Genomic DNA, 17,982 nt, shown 5'->3' on the forward strand with positions numbered 1-17,982 from the left:
TGGTGCGTCGTGGATCACCTAAATCCGCTGCACCCCAGATCCCCGCCGCCCACGTCACTTCATCCTGCCATTGTGCCGTTGTCATCCTTCAGTCTCGGCTCTTCTTCGGTCGATGACTGACTTGTGGGTAACGATAAGCCCTTGTGGGAGAGGGGAGCCGCGCAGCGGCGGGGTGAGGGGGCGACGGGGTAGCGTTTCCGCTCCATGTTCAGGAGTCTTTTTAATCCCGTATGAGGCGTGAGGCGTTGAACAGGCACCTTCTCCCACGCTCACCCCCGCAGATTCACTGGCGCGACTTCCGGCGCTCTCTCGGCGGCCCGCCGCGCCAGCTTGCCCACGCTCAGGCCCTGCACCAGAATCGAGAAGACCACGATCACATAGGTCATGACCAAAAACAGCTCACGCGGTGTCCCGGCAGGCACGCTGAAGGCCAGCGCCACGCTGATGGCCCCGCGCAGCCCGCCCCAGACCATCAGACGGCGGGTGTAGGGCGTAAAGCGGTAGCGGCGGCCCAGCAGCATCACCGGCACCTGCACGCTGATGGCCCGCACCGCCAGCAGCAGCGGAATGGCCAGCACGCCCAGCAGCAGCCGCAGCCCGGTGAACTGCACCACCAGCACTTCCAGCGCCAGCAGCACGAACAAGAAGATGTTCAGCAGCTCGTCGGTCAGGTGCCAGAAGCCGTCGAACTTCTCGCGTGAGGTCAGTCCATGCGGCACGCGCTCCTTGAGAAAGCCGACCAGCAGACCGGCGGCCACGGCAGCCAGCGGCGCCGAGGTGTGCAGATGGGCGGCGACGGCGGTGCAGGCCATCACCACACCCAGCGTGATGAGCACCTCGACCACGAAATCGTCGACCAGCCGCAGCGAAATCCAGCCGATGAGCCCCACGACACTGCCCAGCAGCAGCCCGCCCAGCGCTTCCTGGGCAAAAAACAGGCCCAGACCGGCGGTGCTCAGCGCTGGCCCGTGCCCGGCGGCGCCAGAAGCCGCCACGCTGGCCAGCACCGCGAAGGCCACCACGCCCACGCCGTCGTTGAACAGCGACTCCCCCGCCACCAGCGTCTCGATGCGCCTGGGCACCTTGGCCTGCTTGAGCACGCCCAGCACCGACACCGGATCGGTGGGCGAGATCAGCGCCCCGAACAGCAGGCAATACACCAGCGGCACATCCAGCCCGAACAGCCCGGTCAGGCCGTAGAGCAGCGCGCCCACCAGCCCGGTAGAAATGGCGGTGGACAGCAGCGCGAACAGCATCACCGGCCCGCGCAGCACCCACAGCGCATGGGAGTTGACGCCCAGCGCCCCCGCGAACAGCAGAAACGACAGCACGCCCTGAAACACGAAGTCGTCAAACTGGATGCGGCGCACCAGCTCCACCGCCTGCTGGGCGAACGGCACGCCGAGGCCGACCAGCAGCAACAGCACCAGGCTCAATGCCAGCCCGCCCACCGTCACGCCGATGGAGGCGGGCAACTTGAGGTAACGGGCGTTCAGGACGGCGATCAGCGCCGTGATAATGACCAGCGTGGCGCTCAGGTCGAGCAGTTGCATGGGAACCTCCGGGCGCCGCGAATAAGTCGAAAAAGCATGGGAGGAGCCCGATAGCAGACTCCTCCAGTTCGGCGTATGGTCGCCGGAACCCGTTCAGTGAACGAGATTGTGGATTCATTGTACAGAGTCGGGGCGAGGGCGGGCTTGGGGGAACGTTCAGAGCGCGAAGATGAGGTAGATTCGTCAGATGGTCCTCCGACGACAAAAGGCGTAGGCTGAGCTGACATCAGTCGGGGGGTAGGTCATGACCAAGTTCACGGCTTCACATCAGCCGCTTTATTTGAAAGTGCTTGTTGCCGTCGTACTCACCGAACTGTGCTTTTTCGCGGCCAAGATCATCCATAGCGGGTCAGCTTTCAGTGTGCTGCTGGGCCTAGGCGTCTTGGCGCTGAGCGCGGCGACCCTGAGCCGGTGGGGGCAAAACAGATTAGGGGAGCACTTGCCCCGCTGGCTCAAGCCTGCCCTGGGTGGTGTGTTGGTCGTGGCCTTCGCCCTGGGTTGGTGGCGCTGAGAGGATGACGAGAACGCCCCCACCATTCCGGCAGGGGCGTTCAGCTTGTTATGGCAGCTTGTTAGGGCTTAAACGAGTTCGATCAACGCCAGCGGCGCAGAGTCGCCCCGGCGCACGCCGACTTTCAGGATGCGGGTGTAGCCACCGGGACGCTCGGCGTACTTGGGGGCCACCTCGTCCATCAGTTTGCGCAGCACGGCGTTGTCCTGAATGTCGCGGGCACACAGACGCCGGGCGTGCAGGTCGCCGCCCTTGGCCGTGGTGATGATCTTCTCGACGTAGGGCCGCAGCTCTTTGGCTTTGGCAACGGTCGTCTGAATACGGCCTTCGCGCAGCAGGGCGGTCGCCTGAGCGCGGGCCAGCGCAGTGCGGGCACTGCTGTTGCGGTTAAGTTTGCGACCGGAACGTCCGTGACGCATGATGTCTCCTTAAAAGCGGACCGCACCGGAAGTTCCGGAGAGCGGCCCACACATTGATTAGTCTTTGAGGGCCAGCCCGAACTGGGCCAGTTGCTGCTTGATCTCGTCCAGGCTACGCTCGCCGATGCCGGGCACTTTCTTGAGGTCGCGGTCCGATAAGGCGCACAGGGCGTCCACCGAGTCGATGCCCTCTTCCTTGAGCGAGTGCAGCACACGGGTGGTCAGGCCCAGGCCCTCCAGCGTGACGCGGGGGTTGCTGACCTCGCTGCCGGAGCTGTAGTCGCCCATGCTGATGGTGCTGGCCGACACGCCACTGGGTGAGTCGTAGGCGCCCAAACCGGAGCTGGCGCTGCTGGGCTGCGAGGCGGCCATCACCGGCACAGGCACCAGTTCGGCCTGCACGGTCTCTACGTTGCCGAAGACGGTCAACTCGTCGCGCAGAATATCCACGGCCTTGTCGAGCGCGTCCTGGGGGGAGGTGCTGCCGTCGGTCCAAACCCGCAGGATCAGCCGGTCCAAATCGGTCTGCTGACCCACGCGGGTGTTCTCGACGTGGTAGGCCACCCGGCGCACGGGGGTGAACACCGCGTCTACCGGAATGGAGTTGATGCGGTCCTTGGTGGAGTGCTTGTCGGCGGGCACGTAGCCTTCGCCTTCCTCGACGCGCACTTCCATGACCAGTTTGCCGTCCTCGGCCAGATTGGCAATCACCAGATCGGGATTGACGATCTCGGCGTCGGAGGGCACCTCAAAAGCGCTGGCTTTCACGGCGCCCTGGCCCTGGGCACGCAGCGTCAGGGTTTTGGGACCGGGGGCGTGGAAGCGGACCACCAGCTCCTTGAGGTTGAGAATGATGCGGATGACGTCTTCTTTTACGCCGGGAACGGTGCTGAACTCATGCAGCACGTCTTCGATGTAAACGCTGGTCACGGCGCTGCCGGGAATGCTGCTCAGGAGGATGCGGCGCAGGGGGTTGCCCACCGTGACGCCGTAGCCCCGCCGCAGCGGTTCCAGGGTAAATTCGCCGTAGTCGCCATCGACGCGGGCCTTGAGCTGGGGACGCTTTTGATCCACGTATAACCTCCGGCGTTAAGGAGCTGGCGGGTGATGACTGCGTCATCATTCCGAGCGGAGCGAGTAACCAAGGGTAGCTGGGGGCGCAGGTGGAGGGCGTTCGGGTGCTGTTTCCGGACGACCGGAACCGTAGCCGCCAACCACTTACCGCGAGTAGTATTCGATGATGAAGTTTTCGTTGATCGGCAAGGCCAGATCTTCGCGGGCGGGCAGGCGAGAGAAGGTGCCGGTAAAGGTCTCCGGGCTCATCTCGATCCAGGGGCTGACCCGGCGACGCTTGAGGGCGTCCATGTTTTCCTGCACGAATCCCATGGCGCGGCTCTTTTCGCCGACGGTGATCTGGTCGCCGATTTTGACCCGGTACGAGGAAATATCGACTTTTTTGCCGTTGACCAGAATATGGCCGTGGCCGACGAATTGCCGGGCCTGACGGCGGGTGCTGGCGAAGCCCATGCGGAACACCACGTTGTCGAGTCGGCGCTCCAGCAGTTGCAGGAACACGGTGCCGGTGACACCGGGAACGCTGCTGGCTTCTTCAAAGAGGTTGCGAAACTGCCGCTCATTCATGCCGTACAGGCGCGAGAGCTTCTGCTTTTCACGCAGACGCACGCTGTAGTCGCTGGGACGGCCCTTGCGGCGCTGACCGTGCTGGCCGGGCGCGTAGGGGCGCTTGTCCAGATACTTCTGGACCTTCTCGGTCTCCGCCAGGTTGATGCCCTCGCGGCGGCTTTGTTTGGTGATAGAACCACGGAAACGACCCATTTCTCTCCTCAGGGTGCGGCCTGACCGGAATCTTGCCCGGTGGCCGGAATTGGCGTGCTCTGGTCACCGTCGCCGCGTGGCGCGGACGCTGGTCTGCTGAGGGTTGGCGCAAAAACAGCAGGGCCTTGACGGGCCAGGGGCAACGCAGCAGGTTTTAGGTGCGGTGCTTTTTCTTGGGGCGGCAGCCGTTGTGCGGCACAGGGGTGTCGTCCATGATCGACTTGACCTCAATGCCGCTGGCCTGGATGGCGCGGATGGCCTGCTCGCGGCCTGAGCCTGAGCCGCGCACCACCACGTCCACGATGTTCATGCCAAAACCCTGGGCCTTTTTCACGGCGTCGGCGGCGGCGAGCTGGGCGGCGTAGGGCGTACCCTTCTTGCTGCCCTTGTAGCCGATGGTGCCGCCCGACGACCAGGCCACCGAGTTGCCGTCGACATCGGTGATGGTGACGATGGTGTTGTTGTAGCTGGCGTGGATGTAAGCCCGGCCTGCGCTGATGTTGCGGCGCTTGGCGCGGGGCGCTCTCTTGGTGGTCTTGGCCATGACTTACTTCCTCGCTGCCTTTTTCTTGCCCGCCACGGTCTTGCGCGGCCCCTTGCGGGTCCTAGCGTTGGTCTTGGTCCGCTGGCCACGCACCGGTAGGCCGCGCCGGTGACGCAGGCCACGGTAGGCGCCAATGTCCATCAAACGCTTGATGTTCTGGCCGATCTCGCTGCGGAGATCACCCTCGACTTTGTAGACCTTCTCGATGGCCTCGCGGAGCTGAGTGGTCTCGGCTTCGGTCAGGTTCTTGACGCGGGTATCGCCACTGATACCGGTGGCGGCCAGCACCTGGTCGGCGCGGGTCGGGCCGATGCCGTAGATGTAGCGCAGGCCGATCTGGATGCGCTTCTCGCGGGGGAGGTCGACGCCAGCGATACGGGCCATTAACCCTGCCTCTGCTTGTGCTTGACGTTCTCGCAGATCACGATCACGACGCCGTGGCGGCGGATCACCTTGCACTTCTCGCACATCTTCTTGACGCTCGAACGAACCTTCATTTCCTTCCTCCTCGCGCCGCCGTGGTGGGCACTGCCACCTGGCCGACGCTCGACCCCCCGGCAGCTTGTGCTGGGCACGGGGAATCTGGGTTGAACTGCTCACACTGATGGCCTGGGCAGTTCGGGTACGGCTGGATACAGCTCAGTATGGGTACAGCTCAGTATGGATACGGCTCAACACAACGTCTGTTCCCGCTTAGCGCCGGTAAACGATGCGTCCACGCGAAGTATCGTAGGGCGAGATCTCCAGCACAACGCGGTCTCCGGGCAGAATACGAATGTAGTGAATTCGCATCTTGCCACTGATGTACGCCAGGAGGTCATGCCCGGTATCCAGCTTCACTCGGAAGGTGGTATTGGGCAACGCTTCTTCGACCACGCCTTCGGCGCGTACGGTATCGGCGTCTTCCTTCTTGCGTTTGGATTCCCGCCCGTCTGGTGCTCTTCTTCTCGCCACGAACCCTCCAGGCTTGGAATAAGCCAAACGTAAAGCTAGCACGTGGGGCGGTGAGAGACAAGAGGATGTTCAGCACGATTGCCGGGAAGATTGTAACGACTGAACTTTGCAGGCCATTCGTGAAGGCCGTGCATTATCCAGCAGCAGCCCTGGGCCCTGTGCGGGACGTCTCGCCTGGCTTTTCCTGCCGGGACCAGACCAAAGGCCCCAGCCCGGTCGTGGTGTTACCTGTCGCCCAGCACGCTCAGCAAGCGGGCATAAACCTCATCCATGCTGCCCACGCCGCCCACGGGTTTCAGGTGGCCCCGCGCCGCGTAGTAGTCGATCAACGGCTGGGTCTGAAGGCGGTAGACCTCCTGGCGCTCACGGGCCACCGCCTCGGTATCGTCGTTGCGGCTCGACGTTTTGCCGCGCTCGACGATGCGCTCGATCAGCAACTCGTCGGGCACCTCCAGCAGCGGCACGGCAGTGATCGGTGCGCCCAATTCTTCGAGCAGCATGTCGAGTTCCTGGGCCTGCATCAGCGTGCGCGGAAAGCCGTCGAAGATGACCCGGACGCTTTCCATGCTGGCCAGCCGGTCCCGGATCAGCGCCATCAGCAGCTCGTCAGGCACCAGTTTGCCCGCCTTGAGCAGCGGCGCGACCTGCTGTCCGAGTTCGGTGCCCCGCGCCACGTGGTCGCGCAGAATATCGCCGGTACTGATTTTGACCAGGTGCTGCTCGCCAGCCAGCCGCTCGGCCTGGGTGCCCTTGCCCGCGCCGGGCGGGCCGAGAAAAATCACCACTCTGTGCTTGTGTTGAGTCACGCGTGTTCCTCCGGTGCTGATTATCAGTGCTGAGTAAAAAAAGTACTGGGTACTGAGAAAGATCGTTTCCAGCGCTCTACCTCTTTTTCAGTACTGTTTTTCAGTACTGTTTTTCAGCACTGTTTCTCAGTACTGACGAAGCTCAGCCATAGTGTCGTCAAAATGAACGTGCAGGCTACCTCTCCGGCCAGTTCGGCTGCCGGTACAGCAAAGGGCGCACGGTGAGGTGCGCCCCTGGCATCTGCGGCTGGTCAACCCTTACAGGCGTCCGCGCAGACGGCCCTTGCTGATGAAGCCGTCGTAGCGGCGCACGGTGAGCTGGGCCTCTAACTGCTTGAGGGTTTCGAGCGCCACGCCCACGATAATCAGCAGTCCGGTGCCGGAAAACTGAAAGGTGGTCACGCCGGTCCAGCGCTGAATCAGTTGCGGAATCACGACCAGCAGCGCCAGGAACAGCGCACCCCACAGCGAAATGCGGCTGCTGATGGTGCCCAGGAAGGTGGCGGTGGGCGCACCGGGCCGGACCCCCGGAATGAAGCCGCCCGCCTCGCGGAGCTGCTCGCTGATGCGTTTGGGATCAAACTGGACGCTGTTGTACAGGTACGTAAACCCGATGATCAGCACCACTTCCAGCGCGGTGTACCAGACGCCGCCCGGCGAGAGGTACTGCTGCAAGAAGGTCGAGACGCCGGGCGCCCGCGTCGCGGTGGCCTGCACCAGCAGGTTCGGCAAGATCAGCATGGCCGAGGCGAAGATCACCGGGATGACGCCCGCCTGGTTGAGCTTGATCGGCAGGTAGGTGGCCTGACCGCTGTAATTGCGGCCAGACCCAGCCGCCGGGGTGCCGCCGCGTGCGCGGGCGTACTGCACCGGCACCCGCCGCTCGGCCTGATACACATACACGATGGCCACGATCACCAGCACGGTGATGCCGACAAACGCCAGGAGGCTCAGCACGCTGAGGTTGCCCTGCTTGAACAGCTCGGAGGTGGCCTTGATCTCCGCCGGATACCGGGCGATGATGCCCGCCGTGATAATCAGGCTGATGCCGTTGCCTAATCCCACCTCGGTGATGCGCTCGCCCAACCACATGGTGAAGGCGATGCCCGCCACCTGGGTGAGCACCATCACCAGCAGGGTGAAGATGCCCGGCGTCCAGCCCACGGCGATATTGCCGGGGTTGTTGGCGACGAAAATCGAGAAGACGGTGGCCTGAAAAGCGCCCAGCCCCACCGCCGCGTAGCGGGTGTAGGCGTTGATCTTCTTGCGGCCCTCCTCGCCTTCCTTGGAGAGTTTCTCCAGGGCCGGAATGGTGGTGGTCAGAAGCTGAATGACGATGCTGGCGGTGATGTAGGGCAGCACACCCAGCGCAAAAATGGAGAACTGCGACAGGTTGCCGCCCGAAATCATGCTGATTAAGCTAAACAGCCCGTTGGAGGTGGACTGCGCCAGATTCTCCGTGTTCACGCCCGGCGTGGGAATGGTGTTGCCCAGCCGGTAGATCGCCAGCAGCAGCAGCGTGAACACGATCTTCCGCTGCAAGTCCGGAATACGGAAGGCGTCGCGGAAGGCTCGCAGCATCAGCGGGGTTTGGTCTCGACGGAGTGGGGCGCCGGGGGCTCGGCCAGCACGACCTTGCCGCCCGCCGCTTCAATCGCCTTGATAGCGCTTTCGCTGGCGGCGTCCACGTGCAGGGTAAAAGCCCGGCTGACCGTGCCGCGTGCCAGCAGCTTGACCGGGCTGGCCTTGCGGCGCACCAGACCGGCGGCCTCCAGCCCGGCGCGGTCGAAGGTGTCACCCGACAGGGCGTCGAGCTGCGAGAGGTTGACCACCTCAAAGGTGACGCCGACGTTGTTGAAGCCGCGCTTGGGCAGGCGGCTGATCAGGGTCGAGCGGCCACCCTCGAAAAAGGAGCCTTTACCGGCGCCGGAGCGCGACTTCTGGCCTTTGTGGCCGCGTCCGGCGGTCTTGTCGGTGCCGCCGGGGCCGCGTCCGACGCGCTTGCGGTTCTTGCGTGAGCCGGGTGTGGGCTTGAGATCGCTGAGCTTCATGCCTCCACCTCCAGCAGATGCTGCACGGTGCGGATCATGCCGCGCACCGGGGCAGAGTCGCTGACTTCACGGCTGTCGCCGATCTTTCTCAGGCCCAGCGCCTTGACGGTGTCCACCTGGTACTGGGGACGCCCGATGACGCTGCGCTTCAGGGTAATCTTCATTGAGGCGCTCCTCCTTCGGTGGGTGCGGGGGCAGCCGGGGCGGGCGCCGCTGCTGCGACTGGCTGTGTTGCCGCAGTCTGTGTTGCCGCCGTCTGTGTTGGCGCGGGGCGCAGGGCACGAATCTGCTTGACGGTGCGCAGGTTTTTGAAGCCGTCGAACACGGCGTAGGCGACGTTGATCTGGTTGCGCGAGCCCAGTTCCTTGCTCAGCAGGTTGGTGATCCCGGCGAGTTCGGCAATAGAACGCGGCACGGTGCCCGCGATGACGCCGGTACCCGCGCTGGCGGGCTTGAGCAGCACCCGGCTGGCGGTGGACACGCCCACGACCTCGTGCGGAATGGTGCCGTTTTCGACGGGCACGGTAATCATGTTCTTGCGGGCCACCGACTTGGCTTTCTCGATGGCCACCGGCACTTCCTTGGCCTTGCCGATGCCCATGCCCACGCGACCGTTGCGGTCACCCAGGATCACCAGCGCGGCGAAGCGGAAGCGGCGACCACCCTGATAGGTCTTGGCGGTGCGGTTGACATTGATGAGCTTTTCTTCGAACTCGCTGTTTTCGCTGCGGTCATTACGACGATTAAAAGTCAAGGCCACCCTCCCGCGCCGCATCTGCGAGCGCCTTCACACGGCCATGGTAGCGGTACTCGCCACGGTCGAACACGACGGCTTTGACACCCTTGGCCACGGCAGCCTCGGCCAGCGCCTTGCCCACGGCGCTCGCCGAAGCGGTCTTGTCACCGGAACTCAGCGCCTTGCCACCGGCCTGGGCCAGCGTGGTGCCGGTCTGGTCGTCGATGAGCTGGGCGTAGATGTATTTGCTGGAGCGGAACACGCTCAGGCGCGGGCGCTCCGGCGAGGCGGCGGCGCGGACCTTGCGGCGGTTGCGCAGCTTGCGGCGGATGCTGGTCTGGTTGGCGACGCTCATTTCTTACCCTTTGAGCCCGTGGCTCCGGCTTTACCGGCCTTGAGGGCAATTTTCTCGCCCAGGAAGCGCACACCCTTGCCGTGGTAGGCGTCGGGCTTGCGGACCTTGCGGACGTTGGCGGCGACCTGACCGACGAGCTGCTTGTCGATGCCCGTCACGTCGATCTTGGTGGGTTCCGGCACCACGAAGCTCACACCCGCAGGCGGCTCGATGATGACCGGGTGGCTGTAGCCGATGGACATTTCCAGGTTGCGCCCGGTCAGCTTGGCGCGGTAACCGACGCCGCGCAGCTCCAGGTTGATGACGTAGCCGTCCGAGACGCCCTTGACGGCGTTGGCGACCAGGGTGCGGGTCAGGCCGTGCAGCGAGCGGTGGTCCTGGCGGTCACTGGGACGCTCGACCAGAATCTGATCGCCGTCCTGGCGCACGGTGAGTTCGCGGTTGAAGGGCACGACCAGCTCGCCCTTGGGGCCTTTGGCGCGGAACACGCTGTCACTGACGCTCGCCGTGACGCCGCTGGGCACACTGATGGGTTGTCTTCCGATACGGGACATTCAAATGCTCCTTAGCCTTACCAGAGGACGCAGACGACTTCGCCGCCCACGCCTTCCTTGCGTGCGTCGCGGTCGGCCAGCAAACCTCGGCTGGTCGAGACGACGGCCAGACCCAGCCCGCGCTGAATGCGGGGCAGGTTGTCGTGGCTGACATAAGCGCGGCGCCCAGGGCGGCTGATGCGCTCGATGTGCTTGATGACCTGCTCGCGCTTGTGGCCGTAGCGCAAAGTAACGCGCAGCACGTCGAATTTCATGCCCTCGTCGCGCACGCGCTCGGCGGACGTGACGTAGCCTTCCTTGACCAGAAGTTGAGCGAGCTGCTCTTTGAAGTTGGAAGCCGGAATGTCCACGGTTTCCTTGAAGGTGCGCGTCGCGTTGCGAATGCGCGTGAGCATATCGGCGATGGGATCACTCAGCATCTGTATCCTCCGGGAACACGGACTGTTCCTGCGGACTCGGTGAAGCGCCGCTACTGCCTGGCACCTCAAGTTTTAACCCACTGAGCGCCGCCCAAATACAGCTCGGCGGCATTCTCGTCTTGGGAAGCGACCTTCGACTCGGACGATCACCACTCAAGCGAGTGGTTCGTATCCGGCGAGGTGTTTACCAGCTTGCTTTGCGCACGCCCGGCAGTTCGCCGCGCGCGGCCATCTCGCGCAGCACGATGCGGCTGACGCCGAAGAAGCGGATGTAGCCGCGCGGACGGCCCGTGAACTCGCAGCGGTTGTGAAGCCGGGTCGGGCTGGCGTCACGGGGAAGCTGATTCAGGCCGATGTAGTCGCCCGCCGCTTTGAGCGCCTCGCGCTTGTCGGCGTACTTGGCCACCACAGCTTCGCGCTGCTTCTGCTTGGCAATCTTGCTCTTCTTCGCCATGCTGTGTTTCCTTCCTTTGCCCGCTGAGGATCAGGTCTTCAGCAAGCAGGCGCGTCGCCAAAAGTGTAGACGCGCAACTTGAGAGTGTAGCCCAGATTCCCGCAGGAGTCCAGGCTGGAGCTGTTACCGCTTACTTCCTGAAGGGAATGCCCATCGCGGCGAGGAGCGCCCGGCCCTCTTCGTCGTTGCGGGCGGTGGTGACGATGGTGATGTCCATGCCGCGCGTCTTGTCCACCATGTCGTAGGTGATCTCCGGGAAGATCAACTGCTCCTTGATGCCCAGGTTGTAGTTGCCGCGCCCGTCGAAGGCGTTGGGGTTCACCCCACGGAAGTCGCGGATGCGGGGCAGGCCGATGTTGATCAGCTTGTCCAGAAACACGTACATCCGCTCGCCGCGCAGGGTCACCTTGATGCCCACCGGCATACCCGCGCGCAGCTTGAAGTTGGAGATGCTCTTCTTGGCCTTGGTGATGATCGGCTTTTGCAAAGTAATGAAGCCGAGTTCCTTGGCGGCCTTGTCGATGGCCTTGGAGTCCTCTTTCGAGTCGCCTAGGCCCTCGTTGACCACGATCTTCTCGATGCGGGGCGCGGCCATCAGGCTGCTGTAGCCGAACTGCGTGACCAGGGCCGGGCGCACTTCGTTGTTGTATTTTTCGTGGAGTTGCTGCATGTAGACCTCTTCGGGCGGACGGGTCGCCCAGGACGCACCGGAATGCGCCCCGGTGTTCAGTCGATGACCTTGCCGCTCTGGGCGCCCACGCGGACTTTCTTGCCGTCCACGATGGTTTTGCGCAGGCGGGTGGCCTTGCCGGTTTCGGGGTCGATAAGCTGGACCTTGGAGGCGTGCATGGCGCCCTCGCGCTCGTCGATGCCGCCCGCCGAGCCGCCGGGGGTGGGCTTGACGTGCTTCTTGACCACATTCACGCCTTCCACGACGATCTTCTGATCCTCAGGGCTGGCGAACAGCACGGTGCCGGTGGCGCCCTTGTGCTTGCCGCGCGTCACGACGACCTTATCGCCCTTCTTGACGTGCAGCTTGTTGTTGTGGTGCGAGCCCGCGCTGGGCGCACTGAATTTACCCTGCGGCATTACAGCACCTCCGGGGCCAGCGAGATGATCTTCATGAAACGGCGGTCGCGCAGTTCACGCGCCACCGGCCCGAAGACGCGGGTGCCGCGCGGCTCGCCCTGGTTGTTGATGATGACGGCGGCGTTCTTGTCGAAACGGATCACCGAACCGTCGGCGCGTTTGATGGCGAAGCTGGTCCGCACGACCACGGCCTTGACCACGTCACCGCTCTTGACGGTGCCGCGAGGCGCGGCGTCCTTGACCGAGGCGACGATGATGTCGCCGACGTGGGCGTAGCGCTTGTTACCGCCGCCGCCGGTCGTCAGACCCTTGCCGCCGATACCGCTGTTCAGCACCCGGATGCACATGATCTCGCGGGCGCCGGAGTTGTCCGCCACGTCGAGGCGGGACTGGGGCATAATCATGCGCTGCCGCCTTCGGTCTCGACGGCGGTGGTCTCGATGCCGCGCGGACGCTCCAGCAGTTGCGTGACCTTCCAGGTCTTGGACTTGCTGATGGGGCGCACCGCCAGAATCTCCACGCGGTCACCGGTCTTGTATTCGTTGTTCTCGTCGTGGGCCGCGTACTTATGAGAACGGGTCACGACCTTGCCGTAAAGGGGATGGGCGAAACGCCGCTCGACCTTGACGCTGACGGTCTTGTCGGCCTTGTCGCTGACAATGGTGCCCTGAAGGGTCTTCTTAGCCATCTTACTGTGCTCCGTTCTGGCGCTGCATATCACGAGACTTCTCGCCCTGAATGGTCAGGAGCTGCGCCACTTCTTTACGAAGCTGCCGGACCCGGTGCGGCTGGGCCAGGTTGCCCACCGCGCCCTGGAAACGCAGCTTCATCAGTTCTTCCTTGCGGGAAGCGATTTCTTGGCTGACATTCGCCGCGTCTACGGCGCGCAGTTCACTGAGCTTCATCGTAGACCTCGCGCTTGACCATCTTGGTCTGAATCGGGAGCTTGTGCCCGGCCAGGCGGAAGGCTTCCTTGGCCTGCTCCTCGGTGACGCCGGAGACCTCGAACATCACGCGGCCCGGCTTGACCACACTGACCCAGAACTCCACGGCGCCCTTGCCTTTACCCATGCGGGTTTCGGCGGGTTTTTTGGTGACCGGCTTGTCGGGGAAAATGCGGATGTAGATTTTACCGCCGCGCCTGAAGTGGCGGCTCATCACGATGCGGCAGGCCTCGATCTGGTTGCTCTTGATCCAGGCCGGTTCCATGGCGATCAGGCCAAAGTCGCCGAAAGCCACGTAGTCGCCGCCCTTGGCGTCGCCGCGCATGCGGCCACGCATCTGTTTACGGTATTTGGTGCGCTTGGGTAAAAGCATCACTCACCTCCAGTCCGGCGACGGGCGGTGGGCCGACGACGGTTGTTTCGCTCGCCGCCTTCCGGACGACGCTCGCCCCGTTCTGGACGGGCAGGCTTGGCGACGGTCTCGGTCTTGCCACCGATGATCTCACCGTTGAACACCAGCACCTTGATGCCGATGATGCCGTAAGTCGTGCGGGCCAGGGCCGTGCCGTAGTCGATGTCGGCGCGCAGGGTGTGCAGGGGCACGCGGCCTTCGAGCACCTTCTCGCTGCGGGCCTGCTCGGCGCCGCCCAGACGGCCACTCATGACCACCTTGACGCCGCGCGCGCCCGACTCCATCACGCGCTGGGCCGCCTGCTTCATGGCCCGGCGGAAGGCGAAGCGCCGCTCGATCTGCTCGGCGATCCGCAGCGCGACCAGCGGCGCAGAGGTGTTGGGGTTGGGAATCTCCGCCACGTTGACGGCCACGGTGCCCGCCGTGACCATCTTCTCGATCTCGCCGCGCAGCCGCTTGATGCTCTCGCCGCCCTTGCCGATCACGATGCCGGGTTTGGCGGCACTGATAATCACGTTGACCTGCTGACCGGCCCGCTCGATCTCGATGCGGGCGATGCCAGCGGCCTTGAGTTCCTTGGTGACGAGCTGACGGATCATCTCGTCCTCGCGGACCAACTTGCTGTAGGTCTTCTTCCCGGCGTACCAGCGGCTGTTCCAGCCTTTGGTGATGCCCAGACGAAAACCGTTGGGGTTGACTTTATTTCCCATTAGGCGCGCTCCTCCAGAATGACGGTGATGTGGCTGGTGCGCTTTTTAAGGATGTTGGCACTGCCACGGGCACGCGGGATGAGGCGCTTGAGGGTGGGGCCAGCGTCGACGAAGATCTGGGCGACGTACAGGCGGTCCTCGATCATGTCGTGGTTGTTGACCGCGTTGGCCTTGGCGCTTTTCAGCACCTTATCCACCGGGGTCGAGGCGGCGCGGGGAACGAAGCGCAGCAGGTCTTCGGCGTCACGCACATTCTTGCCGCGAATGACGTCCACGACCAGGCGAACCTTGCGGGGACTCATGCGGATGTACCGGGCAATCGCTTTAGCCTGCATTAAAACTCTCCCGAACCTTTCCGCTCACCGGAAGGGTTCCGAGCGGAGCGAGCTGGGATGAGAGCCGGGTTCTGCGGCATGGAGGACAGGCGGGCGCCCAGCCTCGATTGACACAGGCCCGACTGGCCGGAGTAGAGCTGAATCCGGCTCATTTCTTCTTGCTCCCTTTGGCCGTCTTGTCCGAGCCGTGTCCCCGGTAAGACCGGGTGGGGCTGAACTCGCCAAGCTTGTGACCGACCATCTGGTCGTTGACGAACACCGGGATGTGCAGCTTGCCGTTATAGACGGCGATGGTGTGACCGATCATTTCGGGCACCACCGTGCTGCGGCGGCTCCAGGTCTTGATGACGCGCTTTTCTTTCTTGGCGTTCTGGGCGTCCACCTTGTTCAGGAGGTGGTCATCCACGAACGGCCCTTTCTTCAGGCTACGGGGCATGTCCTACCCTCCTTACTTCCCGCCACGGCGGGTGATGATGAAACGGTCCGAAGTCTTGCGCTTGCGCCGGGTCTTGAGGCCCTTGGCGAGCTGGCCCCAGGGGCTGACCGGCTGGCGTCCGGCGCCGGTACGGCCCTCACCACCGCCGTGTGGGTGATCGACGGGGTTCATGGCGCTGCCTCGCTGGTGGGGCTTGTTGCCCAGCCAACGTGAGCGTCCGGCTTTACCCAGGTTGATGTTCTTGTGCTCGGCGTTGCCCACCGTGCCGATGGTGGCGTAGCACTCGGTATGCACGCGGCGCAGCTCGCCGCTGGGCAGACGCAAAATGACGTAATCGCTTTCCTTGCCCTGAAGCTGGATAGAGGTGCCAGCGCTGCGGGCGAGCTGGGCGCCGCGTCCGGGCACCAGTTCGACGCCGTGTACGACCGCGCCCACCGGGATGAAGCGCAGCGGCAGGGCGTTGCCGACTTTCGGCTCGGCTTCGGGGCCGGTGCTGAGCATCTGGCCGACGACCAGGCCCTCCGGGGCCAGGATGTAGCGCTTCTCGCCGTCGACGTAGTGCAGCAGGGCGATGCGGGCGCTGCGGTTGGGATCGTACTCGACGCTGGCGACCTTGGCGGCCACGCCGGTCTTGTCGCGGCGCTTGAAGTCGATGATGCGGTAGGTGCGCTTGTGACCGCCGCCGATGAAGCGGCTGGTGATGCGGCCATTGTTGTTGCGCCCGCCGGTTTTGGGCAGCCCTTCGGTGAGGTTCTTCTCAGGCTTTTTCTTGGTCAGACCCGAAAAATCAGCCGTCGTCATGTGACGGCGCGACGGGGTATACGGACGATACTTCTTGACAGCCATGCTTCCAACCTTCCTTAGACCAGGCCCTCAAGGGCGTCGATCTTCTGGCCCTCGGCGAGTCTGACCATGGCCTTCTTGCGGTCGTTGCGCTGGCCGGTGTATTTGCCCACGCGCTTGACCTTGCCCTCGACGTTGAACGTCGTGACCTTGATGACCTTGACGCCGAAAGCCTGCTGGACGGCGTTGCGAACATCGGTCTTGGTGGCGCCGGGCTTGACCCAGAAGGTGTAGACGCCCTTTTCCATGCCCGCGTACGCCTTCTCGCTCATCACGGGAAGTTGAATCAGATCGTAAACGCTCACTGGGCAGCTCCTTCAGCGGTGCCTTGCACGTCAGGCTGGGCGGGTTCGAGCACCAGGGCGTCGATCACCAGTCGCTCGTGGCGCAAAATATCGTAGACGTTGAGGCCCGCCACCGGCAGCGCGGTGACCCAGCTCAGGTTGCGGGCCGCCTGGCGCACATTGGCGTCGTCGGTGACCAGAAACACGCGCTCGGAGCCGTCCATACCGTTCTGGGCGGCCCAGGCGACGAAGCTCTTGGTCTTGGCGTCGGAAAGTCCAAAACCGTCGACGGCCAGCAACTTGCCCTGCTCGCTGCGGTCGGACAGCGCCATCGCCAGACCGAGCTGACGGACCTTTTTCGGCAGGGTGTAGGCGTAGCTGCGCGGCTTGGGGCCGAAGGCCGTGCCGCCGCCGACGAAGTTGGGCGCACCACGGTCGCCGTGACGGGCGTTGCCGGTGCCCTTCTGGCTGTACATCTTCTTGCTGGTAGCGCTGACCTGGGTGCGGGTTTTGGTGTTGGCGCTGCCCTGGCGGCGCTTGGCGAGCTGCCAGGTCACGACCTCGTGCAGCAGGTTGGCGTTGGCTTTGGGCAACTCCAGTTCGATGGTGCGGGCACGGTTGCCCACCACGTTAATCTGAGCCATTACTTCGCTCCCTTGACCGCCTGACGCAGCATCACCAGGCTACCCGTCATGCCGGGAATGGCGCCTTTGATGAGAATCAGGTTTTCGCCGGGGCGGACTTCCACCACTTCCAGGTTCTGGACAGTGACGCGCTCCACACCCCAGTGACCGGCCATGCGCTTGCCCTTGTACACACGGCCTGGCGTCTTGCGCTGGCCGATGGAACCGGGACGACGGTGCCACTTCTTCGAGCCGTGGCTGGCGGGTCCGCCGGAAAAGTTCCAGCGGCGCATGACGCCCTGCGTGCCGCGCCCCTTGCTGGTGCCGGTGGCGTCGATCTTCTCGCCCTCGGCGAAGATGTCCACCATGATGGTGTCGCCTTCGGGGGCGTAGTCACGGAACTCGCGCAGGTAGCGCACGCCGTCCACGCCCGCCTTCTTGAGATGGCCGAGCTGGGGACGGGTGATGCGCTTTTCCGACTTGGGCGCAAAGCCGACCTGAACGGCCTCGTAGCCGTCGGTGGCGGCAGTTTTGCGCTGAACCACCGGGCAGGGGCCAGCCAGCACGACCGTCACCGGAATGGCGCGGTCGCCCTTCCAGATCTGGGTCATGCCGATCTTGGTGCCGAGGATGCCTTTCATGCGCGCCCGCCCACCGTCTTGATCTCGATGTCCACGCCGGTCGGCAGGTCGAGCGTCATCAGGCTGTCGATGGTCTTCTTGGTGGGGTTCATGATGTCGACGAGCCGGTTGTGGGTCCGAATCTCGAAGTGCTCCTGGCTGTCCTTGTCGATAAAGGGCGAGCGCAGAACGCAGAAGCGGCGAATGCGGGTCGGCAGCGGCACGGGGCCACTGACGTCCGCGCCGGTGCGGCGCACGGTGTCCACGATCTTGCTGGCGGACTGGTCGAGCGCCTTGTGGTCGAAACCACGCAGTTTGATACGGATTTTAGGGGTTACCATTTCACTCACTCCACTCGCTTATTCGAGAATCTTGGTCACGACGCCAGCGCCGACGGTGCGGCCACCTTCACGGATGGCGAAGCGCAGACCCTCTTCCATGGCGATCGGCTTGATGAGTTCGACGGTGAACGTCACGTTATCGCCGGGCATCAC

At 63.9% G+C, this 17,982-nt stretch carries 32 protein-coding genes and 1 pseudogene; 1 reads left to right on the forward strand and 32 read right to left on the reverse strand.

From position 1 onward, the window contains the following. Window positions 1–269: 269 nt before the first annotated feature. On the reverse strand, window positions 270–1,553 hold the full coding sequence (locus Q0R23_RS15965; protein WP_293914565.1) for a sodium:proton antiporter: 1,284 nt from the start codon (window positions 1,551–1,553) through the stop codon (window positions 270–272). A gap of 244 nt (window positions 1,554–1,797) precedes the next feature. Between Q0R23_RS15965 and Q0R23_RS15970 the strand changes: the two genes are divergently transcribed. Continuing rightward, window positions 1,798–2,064 (forward strand): hypothetical protein, encoded by a 267-nt coding sequence (locus tag Q0R23_RS15970; RefSeq protein ID WP_293914567.1) that lies wholly within the window; start codon window positions 1,798–1,800, stop codon window positions 2,062–2,064. 68 nt (window positions 2,065–2,132) lie between these two features. On the opposite strand, the gene rplQ is transcribed toward Q0R23_RS15970, so the two are convergent. The 31 genes and pseudogenes from rplQ to tuf form a co-directional block, all read right to left on the reverse strand. After that, window positions 2,133–2,483 carry a 50S ribosomal protein L17 gene (rplQ, locus tag Q0R23_RS15975; protein WP_293914569.1) on the reverse strand — a complete coding sequence of 117 codons (351 nt, stop codon included), beginning with the start codon at window positions 2,481–2,483 and terminating at the stop codon, window positions 2,133–2,135. A 57-nt stretch (window positions 2,484–2,540) separates the two neighbouring features. Then, a complete protein-coding gene (locus Q0R23_RS15980; RefSeq protein ID WP_293914571.1) occupies window positions 2,541–3,557 on the reverse strand; it encodes a DNA-directed RNA polymerase subunit alpha in 1,017 nt (338 codons plus the stop codon). A gap of 144 nt (window positions 3,558–3,701) precedes the next feature. After that, window positions 3,702–4,319 (reverse strand): 30S ribosomal protein S4, encoded by a 618-nt coding sequence (gene rpsD, locus Q0R23_RS15985; protein ID WP_293914573.1) that lies wholly within the window; start codon window positions 4,317–4,319, stop codon window positions 3,702–3,704. A 154-nt stretch (window positions 4,320–4,473) separates the two neighbouring features. Then, window positions 4,474–4,863 carry a 30S ribosomal protein S11 gene (gene rpsK / locus Q0R23_RS15990; protein WP_293914575.1) on the reverse strand — a complete coding sequence of 130 codons (390 nt, stop codon included), beginning with the start codon at window positions 4,861–4,863 and terminating at the stop codon, window positions 4,474–4,476. A gap of 3 nt (window positions 4,864–4,866) precedes the next feature. Further along, window positions 4,867–5,247, reverse strand: coding sequence for a 30S ribosomal protein S13 (gene rpsM / locus Q0R23_RS15995; protein WP_293914577.1), 381 nt, complete (start codon window positions 5,245–5,247; stop codon window positions 4,867–4,869). After that, window positions 5,247–5,360 (reverse strand): 50S ribosomal protein L36, encoded by a 114-nt coding sequence (gene rpmJ, locus Q0R23_RS16000; protein ID WP_293914578.1) that lies wholly within the window; start codon window positions 5,358–5,360, stop codon window positions 5,247–5,249. The genes rpsM and rpmJ overlap by 1 nt, the downstream gene beginning before the upstream one ends. Window positions 5,361–5,556: 196 nt before the next feature. Next, window positions 5,557–5,817, reverse strand: a complete 261-nt coding sequence (gene infA, locus Q0R23_RS16005; RefSeq protein WP_124869582.1) for a translation initiation factor IF-1 — start codon at window positions 5,815–5,817, stop codon at window positions 5,557–5,559. 224 nt (window positions 5,818–6,041) lie between these two features. Further along, window positions 6,042–6,623: an adenylate kinase gene (locus Q0R23_RS16010; protein ID WP_293914583.1), complete on the reverse strand. Its 582-nt coding sequence runs from the start codon at window positions 6,621–6,623 to the stop codon at window positions 6,042–6,044. 258 nt (window positions 6,624–6,881) lie between these two features. After that, window positions 6,882–8,204 carry a preprotein translocase subunit SecY gene (secY, locus tag Q0R23_RS16015; RefSeq protein WP_293914585.1) on the reverse strand — a complete coding sequence of 441 codons (1,323 nt, stop codon included), beginning with the start codon at window positions 8,202–8,204 and terminating at the stop codon, window positions 6,882–6,884. Next, window positions 8,204–8,674: a 50S ribosomal protein L15 gene (rplO, locus tag Q0R23_RS16020; RefSeq protein WP_293914586.1), complete on the reverse strand. Its 471-nt coding sequence runs from the start codon at window positions 8,672–8,674 to the stop codon at window positions 8,204–8,206. Before rplO ends, secY begins: the two co-directional genes overlap by 1 nt. Then, window positions 8,671–8,838: a 50S ribosomal protein L30 gene (gene rpmD, locus Q0R23_RS16025; RefSeq protein WP_293914587.1), complete on the reverse strand. Its 168-nt coding sequence runs from the start codon at window positions 8,836–8,838 to the stop codon at window positions 8,671–8,673. Before rpmD ends, rplO begins: the two co-directional genes overlap by 4 nt. Then, a complete protein-coding gene (gene rpsE / locus Q0R23_RS16030) occupies window positions 8,835–9,428 on the reverse strand; it encodes a 30S ribosomal protein S5 (RefSeq protein ID WP_293914588.1) in 594 nt (197 codons plus the stop codon). The genes rpmD and rpsE overlap by 4 nt, the downstream gene beginning before the upstream one ends. Next, window positions 9,418–9,765: a 50S ribosomal protein L18 gene (gene rplR / locus Q0R23_RS16035; RefSeq protein ID WP_293914589.1), complete on the reverse strand. Its 348-nt coding sequence runs from the start codon at window positions 9,763–9,765 to the stop codon at window positions 9,418–9,420. The genes rpsE and rplR overlap by 11 nt, the downstream gene beginning before the upstream one ends. After that, window positions 9,762–10,319 carry a 50S ribosomal protein L6 gene (rplF, locus tag Q0R23_RS16040; protein ID WP_293914590.1) on the reverse strand — a complete coding sequence of 186 codons (558 nt, stop codon included), beginning with the start codon at window positions 10,317–10,319 and terminating at the stop codon, window positions 9,762–9,764. Before rplF ends, rplR begins: the two co-directional genes overlap by 4 nt. Before the next feature lie 17 nt (window positions 10,320–10,336). Beyond that, complete coding sequence (gene rpsH / locus Q0R23_RS16045; RefSeq protein WP_293914591.1) at window positions 10,337–10,738, reverse strand: 30S ribosomal protein S8; 402 nt, start codon at window positions 10,736–10,738, stop codon at window positions 10,337–10,339. Between the two features lie 184 nt (window positions 10,739–10,922). Further along, window positions 10,923–11,192 (reverse strand): 30S ribosomal protein S14, encoded by a 270-nt coding sequence (gene rpsN / locus Q0R23_RS16050; RefSeq protein ID WP_293914592.1) that lies wholly within the window; start codon window positions 11,190–11,192, stop codon window positions 10,923–10,925. Between the two features lie 130 nt (window positions 11,193–11,322). Continuing rightward, window positions 11,323–11,862: a 50S ribosomal protein L5 gene (rplE, locus tag Q0R23_RS16055; RefSeq protein ID WP_293914594.1), complete on the reverse strand. Its 540-nt coding sequence runs from the start codon at window positions 11,860–11,862 to the stop codon at window positions 11,323–11,325. 56 nt (window positions 11,863–11,918) lie between these two features. Beyond that, a complete protein-coding gene (rplX, locus tag Q0R23_RS16060; RefSeq protein ID WP_293914619.1) occupies window positions 11,919–12,227 on the reverse strand; it encodes a 50S ribosomal protein L24 in 309 nt (102 codons plus the stop codon). A 53-nt stretch (window positions 12,228–12,280) separates the two neighbouring features. Beyond that, a complete protein-coding gene (gene rplN, locus Q0R23_RS16065; RefSeq protein ID WP_109824845.1) occupies window positions 12,281–12,685 on the reverse strand; it encodes a 50S ribosomal protein L14 in 405 nt (134 codons plus the stop codon). Next, window positions 12,682–12,969 carry a 30S ribosomal protein S17 gene (gene rpsQ, locus Q0R23_RS16070; RefSeq protein WP_293914598.1) on the reverse strand — a complete coding sequence of 96 codons (288 nt, stop codon included), beginning with the start codon at window positions 12,967–12,969 and terminating at the stop codon, window positions 12,682–12,684. Before rpsQ ends, rplN begins: the two co-directional genes overlap by 4 nt. 1 nt (window position 12,970) lies before the next feature. Beyond that, complete coding sequence (gene rpmC / locus Q0R23_RS16075; RefSeq protein WP_293914600.1) at window positions 12,971–13,186, reverse strand: 50S ribosomal protein L29; 216 nt, start codon at window positions 13,184–13,186, stop codon at window positions 12,971–12,973. Beyond that, entirely contained in the window at window positions 13,173–13,598 is a 426-nt protein-coding gene (gene rplP / locus Q0R23_RS16080) for a 50S ribosomal protein L16 (RefSeq protein WP_124873005.1), read from the reverse strand. Before rplP ends, rpmC begins: the two co-directional genes overlap by 14 nt. Next, window positions 13,598–14,347 carry a 30S ribosomal protein S3 gene (gene rpsC, locus Q0R23_RS16085; RefSeq protein WP_293914605.1) on the reverse strand — a complete coding sequence of 250 codons (750 nt, stop codon included), beginning with the start codon at window positions 14,345–14,347 and terminating at the stop codon, window positions 13,598–13,600. The genes rplP and rpsC overlap by 1 nt, the downstream gene beginning before the upstream one ends. Then, window positions 14,347–14,682, reverse strand: coding sequence for a 50S ribosomal protein L22 (gene rplV / locus Q0R23_RS16090; RefSeq protein WP_293914607.1), 336 nt, complete (start codon window positions 14,680–14,682; stop codon window positions 14,347–14,349). Before rplV ends, rpsC begins: the two co-directional genes overlap by 1 nt. Before the next feature lie 148 nt (window positions 14,683–14,830). After that, window positions 14,831–15,118 (reverse strand): 30S ribosomal protein S19, encoded by a 288-nt coding sequence (rpsS, locus tag Q0R23_RS16095; protein WP_293914609.1) that lies wholly within the window; start codon window positions 15,116–15,118, stop codon window positions 14,831–14,833. 12 nt (window positions 15,119–15,130) lie between these two features. Further along, window positions 15,131–15,964 (reverse strand): 50S ribosomal protein L2, encoded by an 834-nt coding sequence (gene rplB, locus Q0R23_RS16100; protein ID WP_293914610.1) that lies wholly within the window; start codon window positions 15,962–15,964, stop codon window positions 15,131–15,133. A gap of 14 nt (window positions 15,965–15,978) precedes the next feature. Continuing rightward, complete coding sequence (locus Q0R23_RS16105; protein ID WP_293914611.1) at window positions 15,979–16,266, reverse strand: 50S ribosomal protein L23; 288 nt, start codon at window positions 16,264–16,266, stop codon at window positions 15,979–15,981. Then, the gene (rplD, locus tag Q0R23_RS16110; protein WP_293914614.1) at window positions 16,263–16,889 is read right to left on the reverse strand and encodes a 50S ribosomal protein L4; all 627 of its coding nucleotides are present in this window, start codon (window positions 16,887–16,889) and stop codon (window positions 16,263–16,265) included. Before rplD ends, Q0R23_RS16105 begins: the two co-directional genes overlap by 4 nt. Next, window positions 16,889–17,509: a 50S ribosomal protein L3 gene (gene rplC, locus Q0R23_RS16115; protein WP_293914615.1), complete on the reverse strand. Its 621-nt coding sequence runs from the start codon at window positions 17,507–17,509 to the stop codon at window positions 16,889–16,891. The genes rplD and rplC overlap by 1 nt, the downstream gene beginning before the upstream one ends. After that, the gene (gene rpsJ / locus Q0R23_RS16120; protein ID WP_293914617.1) at window positions 17,506–17,829 is read right to left on the reverse strand and encodes a 30S ribosomal protein S10; all 324 of its coding nucleotides are present in this window, start codon (window positions 17,827–17,829) and stop codon (window positions 17,506–17,508) included. Before rpsJ ends, rplC begins: the two co-directional genes overlap by 4 nt. Before the next feature lie 18 nt (window positions 17,830–17,847). Then, window positions 17,848–17,982, reverse strand: a pseudogene (tuf, locus tag Q0R23_RS16125) (elongation factor Tu); the annotation flags it as partial.

Origin of the sequence: Deinococcus sp. (assembly GCF_025362455.1) — a bacterium.
Classification (GTDB): Bacteria; Deinococcota; Deinococci; order Deinococcales; family Deinococcaceae; genus Deinococcus.